Origin of the sequence: Streptomyces sp. NBC_00464, from assembly GCF_036013915.1 — a bacterium.
Taxonomy (GTDB): domain Bacteria; phylum Actinomycetota; class Actinomycetes; order Streptomycetales; family Streptomycetaceae; genus Streptomyces.
This window is the reverse complement of record NZ_CP107899.1, coordinates 8,275,978-8,297,725: the sequence shown is the minus strand read 5'-3', so window position 1 is coordinate 8,297,725 and position 21,748 is coordinate 8,275,978. Positions and strand designations below refer to the sequence as shown.

The following is a 21,748-nucleotide window of genomic DNA, read 5'->3' as shown; positions in this document are numbered from 1 at the left end:
CAGACGATCACGCCACCCCGATGACCTGCGACTTCAAGATGGCGGGGCTTCGTTGGACTACCGCGGGGGCATCTTCCCGGTGAGCTGCTGCCACCGGCAGCGTTCTGCGTCCAGGTCGGCCAGAAGTGTCTCGCGGCGGGGGTTGTCCTTCTGCCAGGCGCAGACCGTGCGGAGGTTCTCCAGTGCCTCGTCACGGGACGCGGTGTTGGCCTGCGCTGCTTCGAGCTCCTTCCGGGCCTGCGGCAGGCGGGCGTTCTGGCGCGCCAGGAACTCGTACTCGTCCGCCGCCGCGTTCAGGATGTCCAGGGTGAAGTCGCTCAGCTGCTCCGAGGTGAAGAACGGGGCCTTCTCATCGTCCGGGTCGCGGCGGCGGGGGTACTTCGCCCGGTGTGTCCGGCCGCCAGGCTCGGTCAGGTCGATCATGTGGGTGGGATCGGACCTGAACACGGCCTTCAGCCCCGCGAGCGGAATCACCGCCGGGGACTGGCCGGTCATCTCCACCACGTGCTCGTACACGGTGATGTCGCCGACCGGACCCTTCACGAGCCGCCCTCTCCCCGGGCGCAGCAGACCGTCGATTTCCCTTTCCAGCGCCCGGACGTCCTGCCGGTATTCGACCTCTGCCCGGTCAGCCTTCTGCTTCGCGGTCCTCTCCGCCTGGGCGGCCTCTTTGTCCACCGCGCGCAGATCCCGTCGGCGGCTCCTGAGCGCTGAACGCTCCTTTGTGTATGCGGTGCTGAAGGCGAAGATCCATTTGCCGGGGTACCTGCTCCAGTACCAGGCCACCCCGGCGAGCACCGCCAGCACGACGAACAGCAGCGTACGCATCCCCAGTTACCCCTCTGTCGGCCATCACGCGTGGAACTCATGTCATACCGCGCCAGAGCGGATGGACGAGGCTGATCCGGCCAGACCAGAAGCGCCCGGGCACCCTGCAGTATCTCGTCGACTGGGTGGTTGAGGTGCTGCTCGATCTGGTCGACAGGGCGGCGAGGCCCCTGGGGGCCGGAGCCGCACGACGTCGATGTCAACGTCGACGGGGCAGTATCGCCGCCCCGGTCGCGGGGCCGGGGCGGGCACACGGGTGGAGGGCTCGGCCGCTGCGGCGTACGCGCCCCCAGATCTTCGCCGCCCTCTGAGCCCGGGGCGAGGTCGACCAGAAGGGGAACTTCGCGTGCCGTCCGCGGAGGGGTGAGTCGGGCTTCCGCCATCATCCCGGACAAGCCAGACCACTCTGTTTTCACGGACGTCTCGGAAAAATGCCGCCGCTTGCGAACCGCTCAGACTCATGGCCACCGAGCCTGGCGTTACCCAAGACGCATTTCGTTAGGAGTTCTCAGGCACCAAGTGGTTGCAGATCCTGAACGGAGACACCCGAATGAGAACCAATCAGGACACCGGTGTGACTGTCAGCACGTGCGGCACCCGTCCACCGGACGGGCCTATCGTGTTGATCGGTCGGGGGGCCGGCCGCCTTCCTCAGCCGCGGGGTCGTCGTCGGCCGGTACGGGGGCCGCCCCGCCATCTGACCCTGTGGTCGCCCAGACCGATCGCCTTCCGGTGCGGGACGGCAAGAAGACTCGTTCCATGCTCGCTGAATCCATCGACGAGGAATACGGTCGGCATCCGTGGAGCGACCGCCTGGGGCGCTGATTTCGTTTCCGCGACGAGGCGTCCCCGCTCGCTTCCCTGTGCCACCCATCAGATGACGCCTGGGCCGGACCGGAGGCCTGACCGGAGGCCGTCCCGACGCTCTTCCGGACCGGAGCCACGCCTCCGGTCCGGCCCATTCGACGTTCGCTGCATCTTCGTGTGCCATACGTTGACCACCGCAGAGCTCGGTCCGCTTCTGCGACACGCCTCAGTAAGCCGTGCTGAGTTCCCAGAACCGGAAGACGGTCGAGGTGTCCAGGCAGTTCTGCAGGCCTCGGACGTTCTCGTGGGCGACCGCGTACTGCTTGCCCTGCCAAAGCGGCAGAATCGGCAGCTGTTGCGCCACGATGTCCTGCAGTTTCATGTACTCCTGGCGAGTGCTCGCGCGATCCGTCATGGACGAGGTCCGAGGGATGATCCGGTCGACTATCTCCTTGTTGTCGTAGTTGTTCGACAGGACGTTGCCCTCGCCGAAGAACGGCTGGGTGAAGTTGTCCGGATCGGGGTAGTCCGGCACCCAGCCCTTGACGTAGATGCCGAACTTGCCTTCGGCGATGCCCTTCTCGTACTCGTCGAAGGCGACGGACCTCATGCGGGCGTTGAAGAGCCCGCTCTGGTTCAGCTGATCGGCAATGGTACGCAATTCATCGTCGGTAGCGGGCCCGTACCGGCTTGGGGTGGACCAGAGGGTGAGTTTCACCTTGTCCGCTATACCGGCGTCCCGCAGCACCGCCTTCGCCTGTTTCGGCTTCGGGCTGTCCCCGTAGGTGTCGAAGAAGGAGGTGCCGTGGCCGGTGATGCCGACCGGGATGACCGAGTAGAGCGGTTCCGCCGTGGACTGGTAGACCTCGCTGACCAGGGAGTAGCGGTCGACGAGGTAGGCAATGGCCTTCCGGACGGCGAGCTTGCCGACGACCGGGTCGCCAACGTTGAAGACCATGTGCTGGACTTCGGCGCTGTTGCCCTGGACTACCTCGATGCCACCCTTCTCCGCAGTGGACGAGGTGTCCAGAGCGGCTATCGCCTTGGCGCTGAGGCCGCGGTAGGCAATGTCGACGTCGCCCTTCTCCAGAGCCGACTGGAGGGCCTGCTGGTCACCTCGGAAGAGCTCCAGGGTCACGCCCGAGTTCTTCACCTCGGCGGTTCCGTGATAGCCCGAGTAGACCGAGAAGACGGCTTCCCCCTTGTCGATGGAGTTCAGCTTGTAGGGACCCGAACCGACCGCCTTGCCATCCTCGAGCAGGCTGTCCTCGGGGTAGACCTGACGGTCCACTATGGAGCCGCCCCCCGAGGCGATCTTGCTGGGGAACGTTGCGTCGGGCACCTTGAGGCGGAAGACGACGGTCTTGTCGTCCGGGGTGCTGATCGACGAGATCGTGGAGAGCAGCGGCGCGGGGCCAGCCGGGTCGTTGATCCTGATCGTCCGGTCGAACGAGTACTTGACGTCCGCCGACGTGAGGCTGTTGCCGTTGCTGAACTTCAGCCCGTCACGCAAGGTGCAGGTGTACGTCTTGCTGCCGTCGGAGAACTTGCACTCCTCGGCAGCCTCCGGCACGGGCGTGGACGCTCCGGGCGGGAAACTCAGCAAGGACTGGAAGACGTTGTTGAACAGCAGCCAGGACCCAGGGTCGTATCCCGAGGCCGGATCCGTGGCGAGGATGTCGTCGGACATCCCGACGATCATCCTGCTCTCGGAGCCCTGGGAGCTGCAAGCCGCTAATAACATCACTGCCAGCCCCCCGGCGATCAGGGTGCTCGACTGCCTCTTACGAACCTTCACGGAACGTTCCTCATGCTCTCGGCCGGCCGCGTGGGGGGTGTCCCCGGACAACCGGATCAGGTCGGAAACGACAACGAACACCGCGACCGTCCAGCTCTGTCGGCCCGACCGGGCCCGATTGTGGACCGACGGACTGCCCGGACTCGGTGTTCGCCTGGAACTCCTAACGTGATGACCGACCACCAAATACCAGTCGGTGGACTGCAGTTGGCAGGTCGATATCAAATCTCGTGGTGATGTTGACAATCTACTTGTACACCGCGATGCACGCTGTCACATCGTACGAAAAAAATCTTCATCCAACAGCCCGCGAACCCACTGGACTCAGCCCTGCGACCTGGGCTGTCCGGATACCTCAGCGATTTACCCCTTCAAGCCGGACGCTTCATACCTCTGTATAACCTGTCGGTGTATACGAACAGATTGAGGGTCCTCAGGCGAACGCCGGACGATCGGATATCGCAATCGAGTTGCCCGAAGGTTCCGGGTGGGACTGGAATGTCCTCGCCTGGGACGGTGGTCGATTCCGGTGTGCCGAGGGACCGACATCACCTGTCACCACGACCTGAACTGACCTTCACCAACCCGGCCTTCGTCTGCCGCCCTGCGGACTGCGAAGATCCCGTCTTCCACACAGTCACATCCGAGGAACTACCGGCTCTCCTCCGCCGGTTCGGTGGATGCCCACCCGAAGCGGTCGCCTTCGAAGCGGATGCCGGCGAGTGGACCCCGCCCCCTGCCCGGTCGCCGCGGAGCGGCTCGATAGCGCGCAGGGGGCCGTCTTGAGGTACTGGCGCGGGAACGTGGTTACCGGCCGGGGGTTCGATCCGTGAGTTCGTCCTCCGGCGGAGAAGCTGGCGCACATCTCGTCGTACCTGACCGAGCACATCAACCGGTTCGGCGAGTACTCCACACACGGACCCGGCATCACCCCCGAGGCGTACGACACGAAGTTCGACGTCGCGCTTCACCCCGCTGCGCGAGCAGGACCTCACCGCCGTAGCCTCGGCCAGGCAGCCTGATGCTGGCGCTTCCGCAACGAGCGGCGAGACGATGAACACCCCTGTGCAACTGTGGAGCCCGTTGTCAGGGCCGGGTGCAAGGCTGCCCGTACCTGCAAGAGGCGCGTGACGCCCTGTTGTGGAAGCTCGACGGGAACCCGTCTTTGAACTTCGAGTTGCTGGCGGCAGGGGGGATTCTTCCGACGCGAAACCCGAAGTGGTGCCGTTCGCCAAGCATGGCGAACGGCACCAGAGGGCGGGGAGGAGAACCGCCTACCCGGCCAGGAGCGGACGGCCATCCGATCTACGCCACGCCTTCTCGGGCGAATCCCGCTTCCGTTCGGCAGCCAGCCGGGATCAAGTGCCGGGCGGCCTGTCGGAGGCCAGTCGGCGCCACGACTTCGGCGGCTCGGGCCCGCGGTGCGGTCTGCAGTCAGAACCCGTATGTGACCCCTCTCGCGGGGCTGCTGAAGCTGGAGAAGGCCAGTGCCCCGTGGACGACGGCTCGTATGCCACGAGCAGTGCCCAAGTGGGGGCGCCCTGCTTGACGACGCGCCACGGAGGTCGGCCCGCTCCGGACCGCCCGCTCGCCGGCACCGATCGAGGTCACGCTCGCCACGCAGGCCCGCACGTTGCGAGTCACCTACCTCGTGGGCCCGTTCAGATACAGATCGGCCTGTTCAGATGCAGATCACGATCTTTCCTCGGGTGCGTCCGCGCTCGGAGTGCGCGTGGGCGTCGGCAATCCGCTCCAGGGGGTAGGTCTGTTCGATACGGGATGTGTAGCGGCCTTGCCGGCCCAGTTCCGCCGCCGCGGACAGAAGAGTGGAATCGTTCTCCGCGTTGACCACATGCGTGCCCAGGCGCTGCCCACCCGCGTGGTCGGCGACCGTCGCGACGCGCTTCGGGTCACCTGTGATCGCGACGAGGTCGTCCAGGGAGCCGGAGGCCGCGGTGTCGAGCACGATGTCGACGCCGTGCGGAGCGAGGGTGGTGAGGCGTTGTCCGAGGCCGGGGCCGTAGGTGGTGGGAAGGGCGCCGAGTGCGGTGAGGAACTCGTGGTTGCGTTCACTGGCTGTCCCGATCACGGTGGCGCCTTGTGCTACCGCGATCTCGACCGCCGCGCTGCCCACGCCTCCGGCGGCGCCCTCGACGAGAAGGGTGCGCCCCGCGAGGGAGCCCAGCGCGTTCAGTCCGCCCATCGCGGTCACTGACGCGAGACCGGCACCAGCGGCCTGCTCGTCGCTCCACTTGGCGGGGGTGTGCGCCCAGGCCGAGAGAATGAGCAGCTCTGCGGTCGCCCCGGTGACACCGCCCAGTCCGAAGACACGGTCGCCGATGCTCACCCCCTGCACCCCGTCACCGATCTCGTCGACCACACCGGCGGCGTCGCGCCCGGGAATGGCGGGCAGCTCCAGGGGAATCAGCTGGTGCAGAGCGCCGGCGCGTAGCTTCCAGTCGATGGGATTGACGCTGGCCGCTGCGACGCGGACACGGATTTCACCAACTCCGGGGTGGGGGTCGGGGGCCTGCTCGACCACCAGGCTCTCCGCTCCGCCGTATTCGTGGAACCGGGCTGCGCGCATAGTGGCCTGCCTTACTTTGACGGGACGGAATGACGTGTTCATCCGACGCTCTTCACTCTAGAACCTGACGTTGACGTGAGGTGCAAGCCGCGACTGCCGCGGCCGGAGGAGAACAGGCGCCGATGGGTGAGGTCGCCGAGCCAGCGGGGGTGAGCGCGGGAGCCTGCGCCACTGCGAGGGGTCACGTGATCGATCTCGGTGCCGGCAACGGTTCGATCGGCCCCCAGGGCTGCCCCCGAAGCGGTATTGCTAACCTGAACCTGACGTCAACGTGAGGTATGAGCGGGAAGGGAGTGATCTGCGCCATGCGCATCGGACAGCTCGCCAGGCGGTCAGGGGTCAGCGTGCGGGCCCTGCGCTACTACGAGGAACAGCGGCTCCTGGAATCGGCGCGGACGCCCGGTGGTCAGCGTGACTATCCCGACGAAGCCCTGGAGCGGGTCCAGCTCATCCAGGACCTCTTCGCGGCCGGCCTCTCCAGCCGTACCGTCGTCGAACTCCTGCCGTGCGTGAGCACCGGCGTTGCGACCCCCGCCATGCTTGACCAGCTCATCATCGAACGCGACCGCATCGCCGCACGCATCCAGGACCTGACCCGGGCCAAGACCAAACTCGGCCGCGTGATCGAGAACGTGACCGCGGCGAACGTGGCGCAGGACTGATCAACCCGTCGCACGGGGTGGGGCCCGACCTGTCCGGCATCCACCGGACGCTGGCCGGCCACGAGAAACCCCAGGCGTATCCGGAGGCGGTCGAAACAACGGGATCGGTCACGTCCCGTGGTGGCCGGCGGGACGCCAGGAGGTGACACCGCACCACATCCTGGGACGCGGGATACCCGAAACCCAGCGGCACGCCGACATCACGCGAGATCGGATCGTCGGATCCGTCGGGTACATGCAAGGCAAGGACAACATGCCACCAGGTGATCAAGCATGGCCGGAGGACTACCGGAGCCGCCTGGAGCGTGTGGCGCGGGAAGCCGGCATCGGCCGAGCTCGCTCTGCTGTCGCCAAACCCGGCGCCCCGGTGAGCTGCGAGTGCGTTGCACCGGTCGATCCCACGCGGACTTGATTGAAACCGTTCAATCGACCGCGCTACTCAAGGGTGACTGAACGTCGGGTCGCAAAAGCTCTGCGACCTTCCGTCAAGAAAATCCCCACACACCCATTGACCCTTCCCTTGGCCGCCCCTACGTTCGGCTACGTCGCTCCGTGAATCGATTCACCACTCTATGTGAGGGGCCGAAGTGATCAGCAGGAGGAACATCCTGGCGAGCGCGGCTGCCACGGTGGGCGCCGTAGCAGCCGGAGTCGCACCAGCCATGGCCGCACCGGCGCCGACACGTACTGCGCCGCGTACGCAGCGCCGCGCACCGCGTGTCACCACGCCGACCGTGGAGTACGTCCAGCACCCTCTGGGCCTCGACGCGCAACACCCTCGGCTGAGCTGGCCGATCGCCTCGGACGAGCCGAACGTGCAGCAGAGCGCCTATCAGGTCCGCGTCGCCTCCACCGCGTCGGACCTGGCACACCCGGACATCTGGGACAGCGGCAGGGTCACATCTGGGGAATCGGTCCTCGTCGCCTACGCGGGCCCTCAACTCAAGCCGCGAACACGGTACTTCTGGTCCGTTCGGGTGTGGGACACGGCCGGCGGCGAGTCCGGCTGGAGCACGCCCTCGTGGTGGGAAACCGGCCTCATGGACCCCGCGCAGTGGTCCGCGGAATGGGTCTCCGCTCCCCCGGCCCTCACGGACGCGCCATCGCTCGAGAGCAGTGCCTGGATCTGGTTCCCCGAGGGTGATCCGGCCAACAGCGCCCCGGCGGGCACCCGGCGGTTCCGCCGCACCATCGACGTCCCGGACGGGCTCACCGCGGCAGCCCTCGCCATCAGTGCGGACAACGTGTACGCCATCTCCGTGAACGGCACCGAGGTCGCGCACACCGATCTGGCGACCGACCACGAGGGCTGGCGCCATCCGGCAGTCGTGGACGTCCTCGCACAGCTGACTCCTGGGAAGAACGTCGTCGCGGTGTCAGCGGCCAATGCGAGCGAGGGGGCGGCCGGCCTGATCGCCGCTCTCAGCCTCCACACGGCATCCGGAGAACAGAGCATCGTCACCGACGCGTCCTGGAAGTCGACGGACAAGGAGCCGGCCGAGAACTGGCGCGGACCCGACTTCGACGACAGCGGCTGGCCGGCAGCCAAGGAGGCCGCCGCCTGGGGAGCCGGGCCATGGGGCAAGATCGTTCCGGGGGCTTTCGCAGCCAACCAGTTGCGGCACGAGTTCACGCTGCCGCGCAAGAAGGTGTCACGAGCGCGTCTGTACGCCACGGCTCTCGGCCTGTACGAGGCCCATCTCAACGGTCGCCGCGTGGGGCGAGATCAGCTGGCTCCCGGCTGGACCGACTATCGCGAGCGCGTCCAGTACCAGACGTACGACGTCACCACGCTCCTGCAGCCCGGCTCGAATGCCATCGGCGCATACGTGGCGCCGGGCTGGTACGCCGGCAACGTCGGCATGTTCGGGCCGCACCAGTACGGCGAACGCCCGGCGCTGTTGGCTCAGTTGGAGGTCGACTTCACCGACGGAACGAGTCAGCGCATCGCCTCGGGCACGGACTGGCGGGCCGCGTCCGGGCCGATCGTCTCCGCTGACCTGCTCAGCGGCGAAACGTACGACGCGCGCAAGGAGACCGCCGGCTGGACCTCACCCGGCTTCGACGACCGGGCCTGGTCCGAGGTCCGCGGCGCGGGCGACGCCGCTCCCGGTCCGATCGTCGCGCAGGTGGACGGTCCGGTCCGCGTGGCCGAGGAACTCCCCGCGACGAAGGTGACCGAGCCCTCGCCGGGCGTCTTCGTCTTCGACCTCGGCCAGAACATGGTCGGCTCGGTGCGGCTGCGCGTCGCGGGCGAGGCGGGAACGACCGTGCGTCTGCGGCACGCCGAGGTCCTCAATCCGGACGGCACCCTCTACACGGCGAATCTGCGCAGCGCCGCAGCAACCGACTCCTACATCCTCAAGGGCGGCGGCGCGGAGACGTACGAGCCGCGGTTCACCTTCCACGGGTTCCGCTACGTCGAGGTGACCGGTCTGCCCGGCACTCCCCCGGCCAACGCCGTGACCGGTCGCGTCATGCATACGTCCGCCCCGTTCACCTTCGAGTTCGAGACCAACGTCCCGATGCTCAACAAGCTCCACAGCAACATCACTTGGGGACAGCGAGGCAACTTCCTCTCCATCCCGACCGACACGCCGGCGCGCGACGAGCGTCTGGGGTGGACGGGTGACATCAACGTCTTCGCACCGACGGCCGCGTACACGATGGAGTCGGCCCGATTCCTCTCCAAGTGGCTGGTGGACCTGCGGGACGCGCAGACCTCCGAGGGTGCTTTCACGGATGTGGCGCCCCTCGTCGGGAACGTCGGGAACGGCGCCGCCGGCTGGGGCGACGCGGGCGTCACGGTCCCCTGGGCTCTGTACCAGGCATACGGGGACCGGCAGGTCTTGAAGGATGCCTGGCCATCCATCCAGGCGTGGCTGAAGTACCTGGAGAAGAACAGCGACGGCCTCCTGCGGCCGGCCGGCGGATATGGCGACTGGCTGAATGTCTCCGACGAGACGCCGAAAGATGTCATCGCCACCGCCTACTTCGCCCACAGTGCCGACCTCGCGGCCCGGACAGCCGCAGAACTGGATGAGGACCCCGCGCCCTTCCTCGGCCTCTTCGGGCGCATACGCAAGGCATTCCAGACCGCCTACGTCGCCGCCGAAGGAAGGATCAAGGGCGATACACAGACGGCGTATGTCCTCTCCCTGTCGATGGGCCTGCTGCCCGATGCACTGCGGGATGCAGCTGCCGACCGGCTGATCGAGCTGATCGAGGCCAAGGACTGGCATCTGTCTACGGGCTTCCTCGGAACGCCCCGTCTACTGCCCGTGCTCACCGCGACCGGGCACACCGACGTCGCCTACCGCCTGCTCCAGCAACGCTCCTTCCCCAGCTGGGGCTACCAGATCGACAAGGGCTCCACCACCATGTGGGAACGCTGGGACTCCATCCAGCCGGACGGCAGTTTCCAGACCCCGGACATGAACTCCTTCAACCACTACGCCTACGGCTCGGTCGGCGAGTGGATGTACACGAACATCGCCGGAATCTCGGCGGGGCGCCCGGGCTTCCGTGAGATCGTCATCCGTCCTCGCCCGGGCGGCGACGTCACGTCCGCCCGCGCCACGTTCGCTTCGGTCTACGGCCCCGTCTCCACCGACTGGGAGCAGCGGCCCGGCGGCATCGACCTGAGGTGCACCACGCCTCCCAACACGACCGCCGAGGTGTGGGTTCCCACGGACGCGCCGGAATCCGTCAGCCACACGCGTGCGACGCTCGTACGCAAGGAGGACGGCTGCGCGGTGTACCGGGTCGGTTCGGGGAGCCACCGCTTCACCGTGCAATAGGCACGTGAGGTCGCCCTGGGGCACATGAACGGCCGTCCGCCTCGCTCGCGGTCGCCGGTTCGGTCCCCGGGCTCGGCGGTGCAGATCGTGAGGTGCGGCTCGTACCAAACCCCGCGTGTCCTACAGCACGGTTCTGCACCGTGACGCGCCGGGAGTGGTACACGTATTCGGCCCTCACAGCCGGCGCACCAGGCACGGGGCAGAGCATGACCGGGCTGTCGGCTATGGCGAGTTCGGCCTCGTACCGAGGCCTTCGACCACGACGACGTAGAGTCCGGGCCGGCGGATCCATGAGATGCGTCGCCCTTCGTGGCGGGTGGTGTCTCTGCTCCAGTTCGGGATCCGGGGCCCATCCAGGACGTCGTCGATGCCGTGATCACACCAGCCGCGCAGTGATCATTTCAGCCCGGAAAAGCCCGCCGTGCCGGTGTCCGACTCTCTTGCCCATCGTCGGCTCCAGGCGTCCAGCGGACTCAGCACCTCGACGAGATCCTGCCCGAGCTGAGTGAGGTGGTAGCCGTCTTCGTGCAAGGTGAGCAGCCGGGCGCCGGTCAGCTCGTCGAGCCGTGTGGTCAGCACGCTGGAGGACATACGCTCGCATCGGCGCTGCAACTCGCGGAAGCCGGCGGGCGCTTGGCTCAGTTCCCACAGGATGCGCATCGCCCACCGCCGCCCGGGCAGATCAAGTACCGCCATGGATGCCTCCAGATGTGCCGCATGAGCCACTCGCCCTATTCCGAGCACTGCACCGCAACCCGGAACTGGCCTCACGCATGCAGGCGCATTCGTCGACGACGGCGCAGGCGAGGCGGATGCCGCCCAGGTAGGCGGAGATGCCGGAATCGCCGTGCATGTGGCGCGCGTCCTGGAACCACTGCCGCCACAGGCCGCCCTCCTTGAGGAAGCGGCCGGCCCGGTCGCCGTGCAGCACGGAGTCGGTGTGCGCCAGGGCGCCCATGGCCGTCGGCTGGTCATAGGCCAGGTCGGGCCGACGAAGGTAGCGATCCAGGTAGGCGGCGAGCAGGTCGGCGTCCCGTGCGGTGCCGAAACTCGCCAGCGCCACGCAGTAGTCCCCGCCCGCGCAGCAAACCTCACTCTCCAGCAGCAGGGCTCCCAGACGCTCACGGAAGTGGTCACGGCGCGAGACGGCGGCGAGCCACGCCGCGGTGCGCCGCTCTCGCCAGCTGCCTTCGAGAAGGATGGTGAGCTCGACGTCGGAAACAGCCTTCGCGTCAGCGGCGAGGGCATGAACAAACGGCTCGTACTTCTCACGCGGCATATGCAGTACCGCTCCGCCAAGCTTCAGGTAGCGCCGCGCGGGGGCGCAATAGCGGCGGAACAAGTCCTGCATCTCGGGGTCGTGGCGGATCACCACCCCATCCTCTCGCAACAAGCCCGCAGATGCGGGCCACTGACCGAACACATCCGCCGCTTCGACGAATACTCCACCCGAGCTCGCCGAAGAACTCGACGCCTAAAACGCGTACCAGGCGTCTGCTTCACCCGATCCGCAGCAACGGCCTGCCCTCCGACGGATTCAGCCAGGCCGCGTAAGCCGGCCAAGGGCCGGGGCCGAGCGGGCCGGCGCGCGCCGGCGAACACCTCACGGTGCCGTGGTACCGCGTCCGAGCGCTGATCCCGGGGACCGGGGCGAGGTCACAGCATTCGGTCGACCAACCCGTCGATGTAGCCCGGGGTGAGCGGGACCATACCGAAGAGGACGCGGATATACATCGGGGCCATGATGTGGTCCAGCACATCGAGCGCGTCGGGTGCGTGCTCGCCGCGTTCGCGGGCACGATCGAGCATGGACTGAAGTTGCCGGGTGCGTTCGGCGCGGAAGGCGTCACGCGCCTGCAGCCCCTGCTGACCCGTACTCGACAGCGCGACGGCCAGCCGCACCAGCAACAGGCCGTCGGGTCCGGTGATCTCGCGGGCCACTTGGTGCGCGTAGGTGCGCAGGTCGCCGGCGAGACTCCCGGTGTCGGGCATCGGCGACTGTGTGTTGAGGCGGGTGAGCGCCACGTCGGTGAGCAGGTTTTCCAGGTTGCCCCACCGGCGGTAGATGCTGCTGTCGGCCACGCCTGCGCGGGCTGCGACCTCTCCGACGGTGAAGTTGCCGTAGCCGCGCTCATTGATCAGGTCGGTGACGGCCTGGTGCACGTCCGCGCCGATACGGGCGCTGCGTCCGCCGGGCCGTCGGGCTCGCTGTCCTTCGTTCATGGCCCCAGCTTAACGCAGTCACTACTTGCGTTTGTGGGGCGATCCTCTGTATGGTCGCTTAATGCAGTCGCTGACTGCGTTAGTGCGCCAAGTAGCTGACGTTGTCGGCCGTGGAGAGGCGCCATCGACGATGGAGAGGAATCCCCTTGGCCGCATCACTTGCTCCCGTAGGCAGTGGACCGAGCCGGGCCGTGTTGCTCACGGTGACCTGCCTGGGCCAGTTCATGGTCCTGCTCGACAACTCGATCGTCGGGGCGGCGCTGCCCGATATGCAGGACCGGCTGCACACGCAGCTGACCGGTCTGCAGTGGATCGTTGACGCGTATGTGCTGCTGGTCGCCATGCTGTTGCTGTCCGGCGGTGTCTTCGCCGACCGGTTCGGCCGCAAGCGGGTGTACCTGACCGGCGTGGCGGTGTTCACCGTCGCGTCGGTGATGTGCAGCCTCGCCCCCTCGGTCGGCTGGCTGGTCGCCGGCAGGGTGCTGCAGGGCGTCGGGGCCGCGGCGCTGAGTCCCGCCTCGCTGGCCCTGCTCGTCGCCGCCTGTCCCGTGCCGCAGGAACGGATCAAGGCGATCGGGCTGTGGGCCGGGTTCAGCGGACTGGGTCTGGCCGTGGGCCCCGTGGCCGGCGGCGTGCTGACGGATGTCTTCGGCTGGCCCGCCATCTTCCTGGTCAATCTGCCCATCGGCGTGGTCCTGCTGGTGGTCGGTGCGCGCAGCCTTGAGGAGACCTGCAATCCGGGTGCCCCGGCGATCGACGTCCCGGGGACGGTGCTGTCCGTTCTGGCGGTGGGGGCGCTGACCTACGGGCTGATCGAGGGTGGTGCCCGCGGCTGGACGGCGCCGGTCATCCTGGGCAGCTTCACCGCGGGGGTGATCCTCCTCGCCGCCTTCCTCGCCGTCGAAGCGCGTCGCTCCGCACCGATGCTGCCGCTGCGGCTGTTCCGCCAGCGCCTGTTCACCGTGTCCAACACCGCCATGGTCGTGGTGGGGTTCGCGCTCATGGGCTCGTCGTTCTTCTTCTCCCAGTTCTTCGTGTACGTCCAGGGCAGCTCGATCCTGCGCGCCGGCCTGCAGGCCCTGCCGGTGTCCCTCGCCATGGTGATCGTCAGCCCGTACGCGGGCCGCCTCGCCGCCCGGTACGGCTTCCGCATCGTGGTGACCACCGGCCTGGCCCTGGCCGGACTGGGACTGCTGGCGCTCGGCACGGTGCACGCCGACACCGGGTACGGGAACGTGTGGTGGCGGCTGGCACTCGCCGGCATCGGCTTCGCCCTGACCCTGTCCCCACTGACAGGCGCCGCCATGCAAGCGGTCAGCCCGCAGGAAGGCGGCCTCGCGTCAGGCATCAGCAGCACCACCCGGCAGATCGGCGCGGTGCTCGGCGTCGCGGTACTCGGAGCCATCGTCCGCGCCCGCCAATCCGGCGGCACCTCCTTCGAGACCGGCCTCAACAGCGCCTTCCTCGCCGCCGGCACCATCATCTTGGCCACCGCCGTGTTCACCGGCCTATGGCTGAGCAGGTCCGAGCCGGCAGCGGAAGGCTCCGCAGCGCCGCAGCGTTCCCCCGAGCCGGCTGCGGTCACCACCTCGAACGAGGCACCCGCGAACAGCCGTTGATCAGCTGTCCGGACAGGATGGCGGTACGCGCGAGGCCGGCGACCATGACCGAAGTGGCGTGGCGTGCCGGAGGAGTTGTGTTCCTCCGCTTCCGTCGCCGGAGTGTTGGCCCTTCTCAGGCTGCCCGAGCGCCGGGGAGCGCCGGGGCGGCCCCGCTGGTGTCGGTCCACGACGCGGTGGTCGTGACCGCCCTGAAGCTTGCCGGCGAGATCGCGGGGGTCGAGGGCGATGCGGTCCGGCTGGGGCTGCGGCCCTTTCAGATCGTGACGGTCAGGCTCACACCGAGCGGCACCGTGTGAGGCGTGCGGGGTGGGTGAGCGCTGCCGCCCACCTGCCCCGTACTCTTTTTCCATGAACGCTGGGGGGTCTGTGCGCCGTGTGATCGACGACCGCTTCGAGCTGGTCGACCGGCTCGGCAGCGGCGGGATGGGCATGGTCTGGCGGGCCCACGACTTGGCGCTGCACCGTGATGTGGCGCTGAAGGAGGTGCGGCCCCCGGACCCAGCGCTCGCCGAGAGCGATCCGGAGTCGGCCCGCGTGCTGCGCGAGCGGGTGCTGCGTGAGGCACGTGCGCTGGCCCGGCTCGACCACCCGGGAGTCGTCACGGTCCACCACATCGTGGACGGCGGTGACGGGACCTACCCGTGGATCGTGATGGAGCTGGTGCCCGGCGCCTCGCTCGCGGAACGGCTGGCCGAGGGAACGCTCGCCCCGGTCGAAGCCGCTGAGCTCGGCCGCGGGTTGCTGTCCGCGCTGCGGGCCGCCCATGCCGCCGGGATCCTGCACCGCGACGTCAAGCCCGCCAACGTCCTGCTCCGGGCCGACGGGAGCCCGGTGCTCACCGACTTCGGCATTGCGGCGATCCGCGAGTCCACCAGTCTGACGGCGACCGGTTCCATCATCGGCTCCCCCGACTTCATGGCGCCCGAGCGCATTCGCGGCCAGGAGGGCAATCCTTCGTCGGACTTCTGGTCGCTCGGCATGATGATGTACGTCGCTGTGGAGGGCCGGCACCCGCTGCGCAAGGCCACCACCCTGGCGACGCTGGCGGCCGTGCTGGACGAGGAGATCCCGCCGCCCGCGAAGGCCGGTCCGCTGGCTCCGGTACTGAACGCGCTGCTGACCCGGGACACGGCCGCCAGACCCGATCCCGGGGAACTGGACCGGATGCTCGCGGCGGTGAGCGAACCGGTCGGATCTGCCGGGCAGCGCCCCGCGACACCGCAGGTCGGCGTACTTCCCCGTCAAGAAGCGCCCGCCCGGCAGGACGCGGTGCCGCCCGGCTTCGGCCGGACGGACCCGACTACCGTCCCGCCTGCCGCGCCCGTGCGGCGCCCGGACGCGCCCGGCCGTGGAACGGGCACCGCTCCCCCGCGTCCGCAACCCGCCACGCTGGGAACCCAGGAGATACGTCGGCGGATCCAGCGGGGTCGTGCCGTCGCCGTCTTCACCGCGCTCGCCGGAACCGCCCTGACCGGGGTGCTGGTGTGGTCGCTGATGCCCGACTCGAACGCGGAGACGGCCGGCAGCACCCCTTCCCCGGCTCCGGCCTCGGGCAGGCCCTCACCCACCGAGGTGGCAGAGAGCCCGCAGAAGGCCGCGGCGCCCACCGAGAACCTACTGACGCCCGCCGGGGCACGGTCCGTCATCGCGGCGCTCAAGCCGGTGATGGGCAGCACAAGGGTCACGTCGTTCACGTTGTTCGACGGGCACGCGAGCGTCGAGGCCCCGGTCGCAAAGAACAAAGCCCTGTACGACGTCTTCACGTACCAGGACGGCAAAGCCGCACGGGAACGGGCGGGCGGCACCCTCATATCGGGCTCCAGGTCCGTGGACCTTGAGAAGATCAACTGGGACGCCCTGCCGGGGCTGATCCGCCGGGCGGACAAGGAGCTCGGCGTCGCCGAGCCCACCACCCACTACGTGGACATCGACCCGGCCTCCCCGTTCGACAACTACCAGCCGACGCTCAGCGTCTACGTCTCGGACGAGTACGGCGGCGCCTATCTGCGGGCCGACATCAACGGCAAGGTGCTCAAGAAGAACCCTCGCAACGGCTGAGCCCGCGGCGGCTCAGCCCAGCACCCGCATCAGCACCAGCAGCACGGCCGCGATCACCACGCCCGACACCAGTGCGCGAAGGCCGGCCGGCGCCGCGCCGACGCGGGGCTTCACCTCGGCCGTCGGCGGGTTGAGGCTGTTCGCGCGGGCCAGCCACTGGCGCGGCGGGCTGCTCGGGATGACAACCCGCCAGGGCTGCTCGGGGTCGTACGCGACCACCGCCCTGGAACTGTGCAGCAGCCCCTGGCAGTCGAGGGCGTGACGGACCTCGATCCGGTACGGGGGCAGGTCGTCGGTCACCACGGTCAGGTCGAAGGCGAACACGGAGTCCACTGCCTGACCGTCGATGGCGGCCCGGCCGTTCACCTTGTTCACGGCATTCACCCCCGTTGACCACGGCGGGCGCGAAGGCGCGTGGGCCGCCGGAGCGCAGCTCGGAGGCGGCGACGCCCTTCTTCATGTCCTCGGCCGCCCTCCCGTCGTGCCCGTTGAACGGATGGAGCTCGATCACCTGCGAAAGGCGTATCCGGGCGGGGAACGACACGGAGCACGGACCGCCCCGGGCTGTTGGGGCCCGGTAGCCGGTGCAGGAGTGGCTGAACATGTGCTGGAGGTGTCGTCGGGGTGATTGTTGACTGCAGGGCCCAACACCCGGCCGGGGTGATGATCGGCTACCCCGGCCTGGACGAGGTCGTCGTCGGCGGGTGCGGACCGTGGTGGGCCGCTGCTTGCGACCGGTTGGTCAGCCGAGCGCCGGTGCGGGAGCAGGCAGGTAGGGAGCGATGTTGCGCCAGGCGCGCTCGGTGTACTCCTCCTTCTCGCCGACCGGGGCGACATAGTGCAGCGCGCTTTCGGCTGCGTCGTTGCCCTCGAGGCGGGCGATGATCCAGGCCGCGAGGTAGTGCGAGGCCAGGCAGCCGCCGGCGGTGGCGATGTTGTCCTTGGCGTAGAAGGGCTGGTGGAGGACCTCGACGCCGGCGGCGACGACCCACGGCTTCGTGGTCAGGTCGGTGCAGGCGGCGATGCCGCCCAGCAGGCCGAGCCTGGCCAGCACAAGCGCGCCGGAGCACTGCGCCGCGATGAGCTGGCGCGAGGGGTCCAGGCCCCGCAGGACGTTCATGATCGCCGGGTCTTCGGTGACCTCGCGGGTGGCGATGCCGCTGCCGACGATGACGGCGTCCGCGGCGCATGCCTCCTCAAGAGTGGACATCTGCTCGATGACCACCCCGTTCATCGACGTCACCCTGGGGCCGGGGGTCGCGATGGTGACGCGCCAGTCATCGGTCTTGATGCGGTTGAGCACACCGAGCGCGATCAGGGAGTCGAGCTCGTTGTAGCCCTCGAAGGTGAGGATGGCAATGTGCACGGCGGCTGTCCCTTCCGGATGAGTGGGACTCGACGGTAGGGACCCGCAAGCAGGACAGTCAAAGAATTGTCATGGATACAATCCGGCGCATGGCAGCCTCGCGATACAAAAAGCTGGTCGACGCGCTCGCATCCGACATCCGGACCGGGCGCCTCGCCCCGGGGGCGCGGCTGCCGACCCACCGCGCCCTCGCCGCCCGCGAGGGCATCGCCGTGGTGACCGCGACCCGGGTGTACGCCGAGTTGGAGGCGATGGGTCTGGTGAGCCGGGAACAGGGCCGCGGCACGTTCGTGCGTGACATCGCGGTCCCCGCCGGTCACGGCATCGATCAGCAGGACGTCGCCACAGACGCGGTCGACCTCAACTTCAACTACCCGTCGCTGCCCGGCCAGGCCGATCTCCTGCGGCAGGCCCTGCGAGAGGTGGCCACCTCCGGTGATCTCGACTCGCTGCTGCGCTATCAACCACACCGGGGGCGCCCACAGGACAGAGCCTCCGTCGCACGACACCTCGGATGCCGGGGAATCGGCGCCGCCGCGGATCAGATCCTCATCACCAACGGCGCCCAGCACGGCCTGGCCATCACCATCATGGCCACGCTGAACGCCGGCGACGTCGTCGCGGTCGACGCACTCACCTACCCGGGTTTCAAGGTGCTCGCGCACGCCTTCCATCTCGACCTGGAGCCCATCCCCACCACCACCGACGGGCCGGATCTCGATGCGCTGGAGAAGCTGTGCGCGACCCGCCCGGTGCGCGCGGTCTACTCCATGCCCACCCTGCACAACCCCCTGGGCTGGGTCATGCCGACAACCGAGCGCAACCGCCTGATCGGGATCGCTCGGCAGTACGGTCCGCTCATCATCGAGGACGCCTCATACGCGTACCTGGTCGAGGACCCTCCACCGCCCCTGGCCGCAACCGCGCCGGACATCACCGTCTACGTCTCGGGCCTGTCCAAGAGCATCGCCACCGGCCTGCGGGTCGGCTTCGTCCTCGCCCCGCCGTCTGCGGTGCCCTCGCTCGAACGCGCCATCCGGGCGACCACCTGGAACACCCCCGCCCTCACCACCGCCATCGCCTGCCGCTGGCTCGACGACGGCACGGTGAACCACCTGGAAGCGCTGAAACGAGACGACGCCAAGACGCGCCAGGCACTCGTCAGGCAGGAGCTGGCGGGCCTCCCGCTCATCGGCCACCCCTCGTCCTACTTCACCTGGCTGCCGCTGCCCGACGACGCACGCGCCGACCGGCTGACCGCCGCCCTCGCGCGCCGACACATCTCGGTCACCACGGCGGAGCCGTTCACCACCTCGACGCACACACCACAGGCAATCCGCCTCGCACTTGGCTCGACCGATCTGGACAGTCTCCGGTCGACGCTGCGCACGGTGCACCAAGTCGCCGTCGAGGACGCCTACGCCTGAACTCACACGGGTACGCCTCCCGCCCGCTCCCCGGCGTCAGGCAGGAGGCAGGACGGGCTTCTCTCCTGAGACACGGTCCCAGACCGCGAACGAATACGTACCCGGAGCGTGTTCGCCGAGCTCGGCCGTGTCCTGGGTGAAGTACTCCCGATGGAGTGGGCCGCTACAACCACTTCGAGGGTGGCTCCATCTACTGGACTCCGCGCACCGGCCCGCACGAGGTGCATGGCGCGATCCGCGACCTGTGGGCGAGCACCGGCTGGGAGAACGGATTCCTGGGGTACTCGGTCAGTGAGCGAGACGGGCCCGCCGGACAACCGGGCGAACCGTTTCGACCACGGCCATGTGACATGGACCCCGGCAGGGGGTGCGGTCGCCCACCGCAGCGTCGCCTTCGACTGATCCGCGACAGGGCCCGGGCAGGACCGCCCAGGCTCCGGGACATGCGCCCCGCACTGTCTCAGGAGCAGTGCAGCAGCAGGTCACCGGCCGCACCGCGAAGGCGTACATCCCGATCGGATCGTCCTGGAAGCCGAACGGCTCCTCATGCTCGACCGCCACACCACGGCCGACTACGCCGGCACGCCCGGATTCCCCGGCACCTCCAACTTCTCGGTGTTCTTCCGGAAGGCGTCAGGGATGCCCCCAGGCGCGCGGCGGGCAACGGTGACCGTCGATGAGTGAGGCCGGATACACCGTTCGGCCCGGAGGGCGCCCTGGGCATGGAGGTCCGCGACCGGGATGATGAGCGGGCTGGACACGGCAATCGCCCACGGGGAGTGAAAGCTGATGAGAGCGTGTGTGGTCGGGGCCGGCCCCGGGGGAATCGTCGCCGCCAAGGTGCTGCTGGAGAACGGTTTCGACGTCACAGTCTTCGACAAGTACCAGCAGGTCGGGGGGATCTGGTCGTCAAGGGGCTGTTACGACGGGCTGGCCAGTCAATCCGCGCTCCGTCTCTTCGAGTTCGCGGACCTCCCCAACCGTTTGCACTTCGCCGACGCGGCAGCCACGCAACGCTACCTGGAGCACTACGCCGAGGCCTTCGGCGTACTGAATCGCGTCCGGCCCGGCACCGAGGTGATCTCGGTCCGCCCGGTGAAGGGGCCCGGACGGATGGGCTCCTCCGGCTGGTCGGTCGGCTCCCGGCCTGTCGGTGACAAGGAGGCGGAAGTTCGTCGCGAGACATTCGACTATGTCGTTGTCGCCAGTGGGGCCCATCATCATGCCCAACTGCCCGGGCTGCCCGGGCGTGAGTTGTTCCGTGGGACCGTGTTGCATTCCGACAAGGTTCGGGCCGGGACGTTCACCGGACGGCGCGTGGTCGTCGTGGGCGGCGGCAAGTCCGCATTGGACCTGGTGACCCGCGCCGCCGGCGAGGCGGCATCGGCCACCATCGTGCAGCGCAAGGTGAACTGGATGATCCCCGAGCGCCTTCTGCTCGGTCTGGTGGGATACAAGTGGATCCTGTTCACCCGGCTCGGTGAGGCGCTCCTGCCCCGGTATCACGATCCGGCCTGCGTATCTCTGCCCGACCGGCTTGACGAGCGGGTCAAGCGGGTTCTCTGGTGGCTCATCACCCGCGACATGTTGTTCTCCACCGGGCTGTACCGGCTGACGCGGGAGCTACGGCCCGCTCACGCTCTCCCTTTCCACCTGGCGCACGCGGGAGTGATGCCACGCGGCTACGCGCGGGCCGTCCGCCGTGGACTGATCACCGCCAAGGTCAGTGCGGTCGAGGCGTATACCGACAAGGGACTGCTCCTGCCGTCCGGCGAGGAAGTGGCGGCGGACGTCATCGTGTTCGCCACGGGGCACCGAAGACTCTTCCCGTTCCTGGACACGAGCGTGCGCGTACATGATGACGACGGGCGTCTGCGGCTCTACCGAGGCATCGTGCCGCCCGGCGTCGACCGGCTGGGGTTCGTCGGGTTCCGGCAGGTCTTCAACAACATCATGGGCGTGGAACTCACCGCGCAGTGGCTGACCAGCCATTTCCGGGCGACACTGCGTACCACCCCGGGCGAGCACGAGATGCGGGCGGACACCGACGCTCGCCTGGCCTGGCAGGAGCAGGTCCTGCCGGGCTCCGGCGGCTACGACTTCGGCCCCTACGACATCCACTGCGCGGACGAACTTCTGCGCGACATGGGGCTGCCATCTCGCCGCTCCGGCAACCTGCTGGCCGAATACCTGCTTCCCGGTGGAGTGGCGCACCGCTACGCGGGCCTGACTCGATCGCGTTCGGGTAGCTGAACGCAGGGCATGTGCCGACCCACAATCGGTGCCGATCAGTGACGCCAGGATCTCCCCCGTTCCTCTTCCTTCGCCGGGTGACCCTCCGCCGCTCCGGCCAGACGTCTGCCCGCTGCCGGTCAGCGGAGTGAGTGTCACGGACACCGCCCGCTTCTGGATGCACGAACTGCGGACAGCCTGGGGTGTCCGCGTCACGCGTCTGCGGCACCATCGCTGATCTCACACCTGGCCAGGTCGTCGGACTCACCTCTGTCGCGTTTGCGACGTAGTACCGCGAGACTGTTCGTGCTAGCTGCGGAGGACGACGGCCACGGACA

The 21,748-nt window shown here is 68.3% G+C and carries 15 protein-coding genes and 1 pseudogene; 8 read left to right on the top strand and 8 right to left on the bottom strand.

All coding sequences use genetic code 11. From position 1 onward, the window contains the following. Positions 1–57: 57 nt before the first annotated feature. From OG912_RS37020 to OG912_RS37010, 3 genes are all read right to left on the bottom strand, one after another. Positions 58–828: a hypothetical protein gene (locus OG912_RS37020; protein ID WP_327713172.1), complete on the bottom strand. Its 771-nt coding sequence runs from the start codon at positions 826–828 to the stop codon at positions 58–60. A gap of 1,033 nt (positions 829–1,861) precedes the next feature. Next, on the bottom strand, positions 1,862–3,433 hold the full coding sequence (locus OG912_RS37015; protein WP_327713171.1) for an ABC transporter substrate-binding protein: 1,572 nt from the start codon (positions 3,431–3,433) through the stop codon (positions 1,862–1,864). 1,681 nt (positions 3,434–5,114) lie between these two features. Next, positions 5,115–6,020, bottom strand: a complete 906-nt coding sequence (locus OG912_RS37010; protein WP_327713170.1) for an NADP-dependent oxidoreductase — start codon at positions 6,018–6,020, stop codon at positions 5,115–5,117. 305 nt (positions 6,021–6,325) lie between these two features. Between OG912_RS37010 and OG912_RS37005 the strand changes: the two genes are divergently transcribed. Continuing rightward, positions 6,326–6,682, top strand: a complete 357-nt coding sequence (locus tag OG912_RS37005) for a MerR family transcriptional regulator (RefSeq protein WP_097289521.1) — start codon at positions 6,326–6,328, stop codon at positions 6,680–6,682. Positions 6,683–7,269: 587 nt separating this feature from the next. Then, positions 7,270–10,482 carry an alpha-L-rhamnosidase gene (locus tag OG912_RS37000; RefSeq protein ID WP_327713168.1) on the top strand — a complete coding sequence of 1,071 codons (3,213 nt, stop codon included), beginning with the start codon at positions 7,270–7,272 and terminating at the stop codon, positions 10,480–10,482. A 396-nt stretch (positions 10,483–10,878) separates the two neighbouring features. On the opposite strand, the gene OG912_RS36995 is transcribed toward OG912_RS37000, so the two are convergent. From OG912_RS36995 to OG912_RS36985, 3 genes are all read right to left on the bottom strand, one after another. Then, complete coding sequence (locus OG912_RS36995) at positions 10,879–11,178, bottom strand: winged helix-turn-helix transcriptional regulator (protein ID WP_327713166.1); 300 nt, start codon at positions 11,176–11,178, stop codon at positions 10,879–10,881. Next, positions 11,165–11,854 (bottom strand): DUF6000 family protein, encoded by a 690-nt coding sequence (locus tag OG912_RS36990; RefSeq protein ID WP_327713165.1) that lies wholly within the window; start codon positions 11,852–11,854, stop codon positions 11,165–11,167. Before OG912_RS36990 ends, OG912_RS36995 begins: the two co-directional genes overlap by 14 nt. 284 nt (positions 11,855–12,138) lie before the next feature. Next, complete coding sequence (locus OG912_RS36985) at positions 12,139–12,705, bottom strand: TetR/AcrR family transcriptional regulator (protein ID WP_327713164.1); 567 nt, start codon at positions 12,703–12,705, stop codon at positions 12,139–12,141. 146 nt (positions 12,706–12,851) lie between these two features. Between OG912_RS36985 and OG912_RS36980 the strand changes: the two genes are divergently transcribed. From OG912_RS36980 to OG912_RS36970, 3 genes are all read left to right on the top strand, one after another. After that, a complete protein-coding gene (locus OG912_RS36980) occupies positions 12,852–14,324 on the top strand; it encodes an MFS transporter (RefSeq protein ID WP_327713163.1) in 1,473 nt (490 codons plus the stop codon). 158 nt (positions 14,325–14,482) lie between these two features. Then, positions 14,483–14,623 carry a hypothetical protein gene (locus tag OG912_RS36975; RefSeq protein WP_327713162.1) on the top strand — a complete coding sequence of 47 codons (141 nt, stop codon included), beginning with the start codon at positions 14,483–14,485 and terminating at the stop codon, positions 14,621–14,623. A gap of 52 nt (positions 14,624–14,675) precedes the next feature. Further along, positions 14,676–16,385, top strand: coding sequence for a protein kinase domain-containing protein (locus OG912_RS36970; protein WP_327713161.1), 1,710 nt, complete (start codon positions 14,676–14,678; stop codon positions 16,383–16,385). Between the two features lie 12 nt (positions 16,386–16,397). On the opposite strand, the gene OG912_RS36965 is transcribed toward OG912_RS36970, so the two are convergent. Both OG912_RS36965 and OG912_RS36960 read right to left on the bottom strand, forming a co-directional pair. Beyond that, positions 16,398–16,760: a hypothetical protein gene (locus OG912_RS36965; protein ID WP_327713159.1), complete on the bottom strand. Its 363-nt coding sequence runs from the start codon at positions 16,758–16,760 to the stop codon at positions 16,398–16,400. Positions 16,761–17,127: 367 nt separating this feature from the next. After that, positions 17,128–17,751, bottom strand: a complete 624-nt coding sequence (locus OG912_RS36960; protein WP_326734085.1) for a DJ-1/PfpI family protein — start codon at positions 17,749–17,751, stop codon at positions 17,128–17,130. A gap of 89 nt (positions 17,752–17,840) precedes the next feature. Between OG912_RS36960 and OG912_RS36955 the strand changes: the two genes are divergently transcribed. From OG912_RS36955 to OG912_RS36940, 3 genes and pseudogenes are all read left to right on the top strand, one after another. Then, complete coding sequence (locus tag OG912_RS36955; protein ID WP_327713158.1) at positions 17,841–19,178, top strand: aminotransferase-like domain-containing protein; 1,338 nt, start codon at positions 17,841–17,843, stop codon at positions 19,176–19,178. Positions 19,179–19,333: 155 nt separating this feature from the next. Next, a pseudogene (locus OG912_RS36950) lies at positions 19,334–19,390 on the top strand (LGFP repeat-containing protein); the annotation flags it as partial. Positions 19,391–19,967: 577 nt separating this feature from the next. Then, positions 19,968–21,431 carry a flavin-containing monooxygenase gene (locus OG912_RS36940; RefSeq protein ID WP_327713157.1) on the top strand — a complete coding sequence of 488 codons (1,464 nt, stop codon included), beginning with the start codon at positions 19,968–19,970 and terminating at the stop codon, positions 21,429–21,431. Positions 21,432–21,748 lie beyond the last annotated feature (317 nt).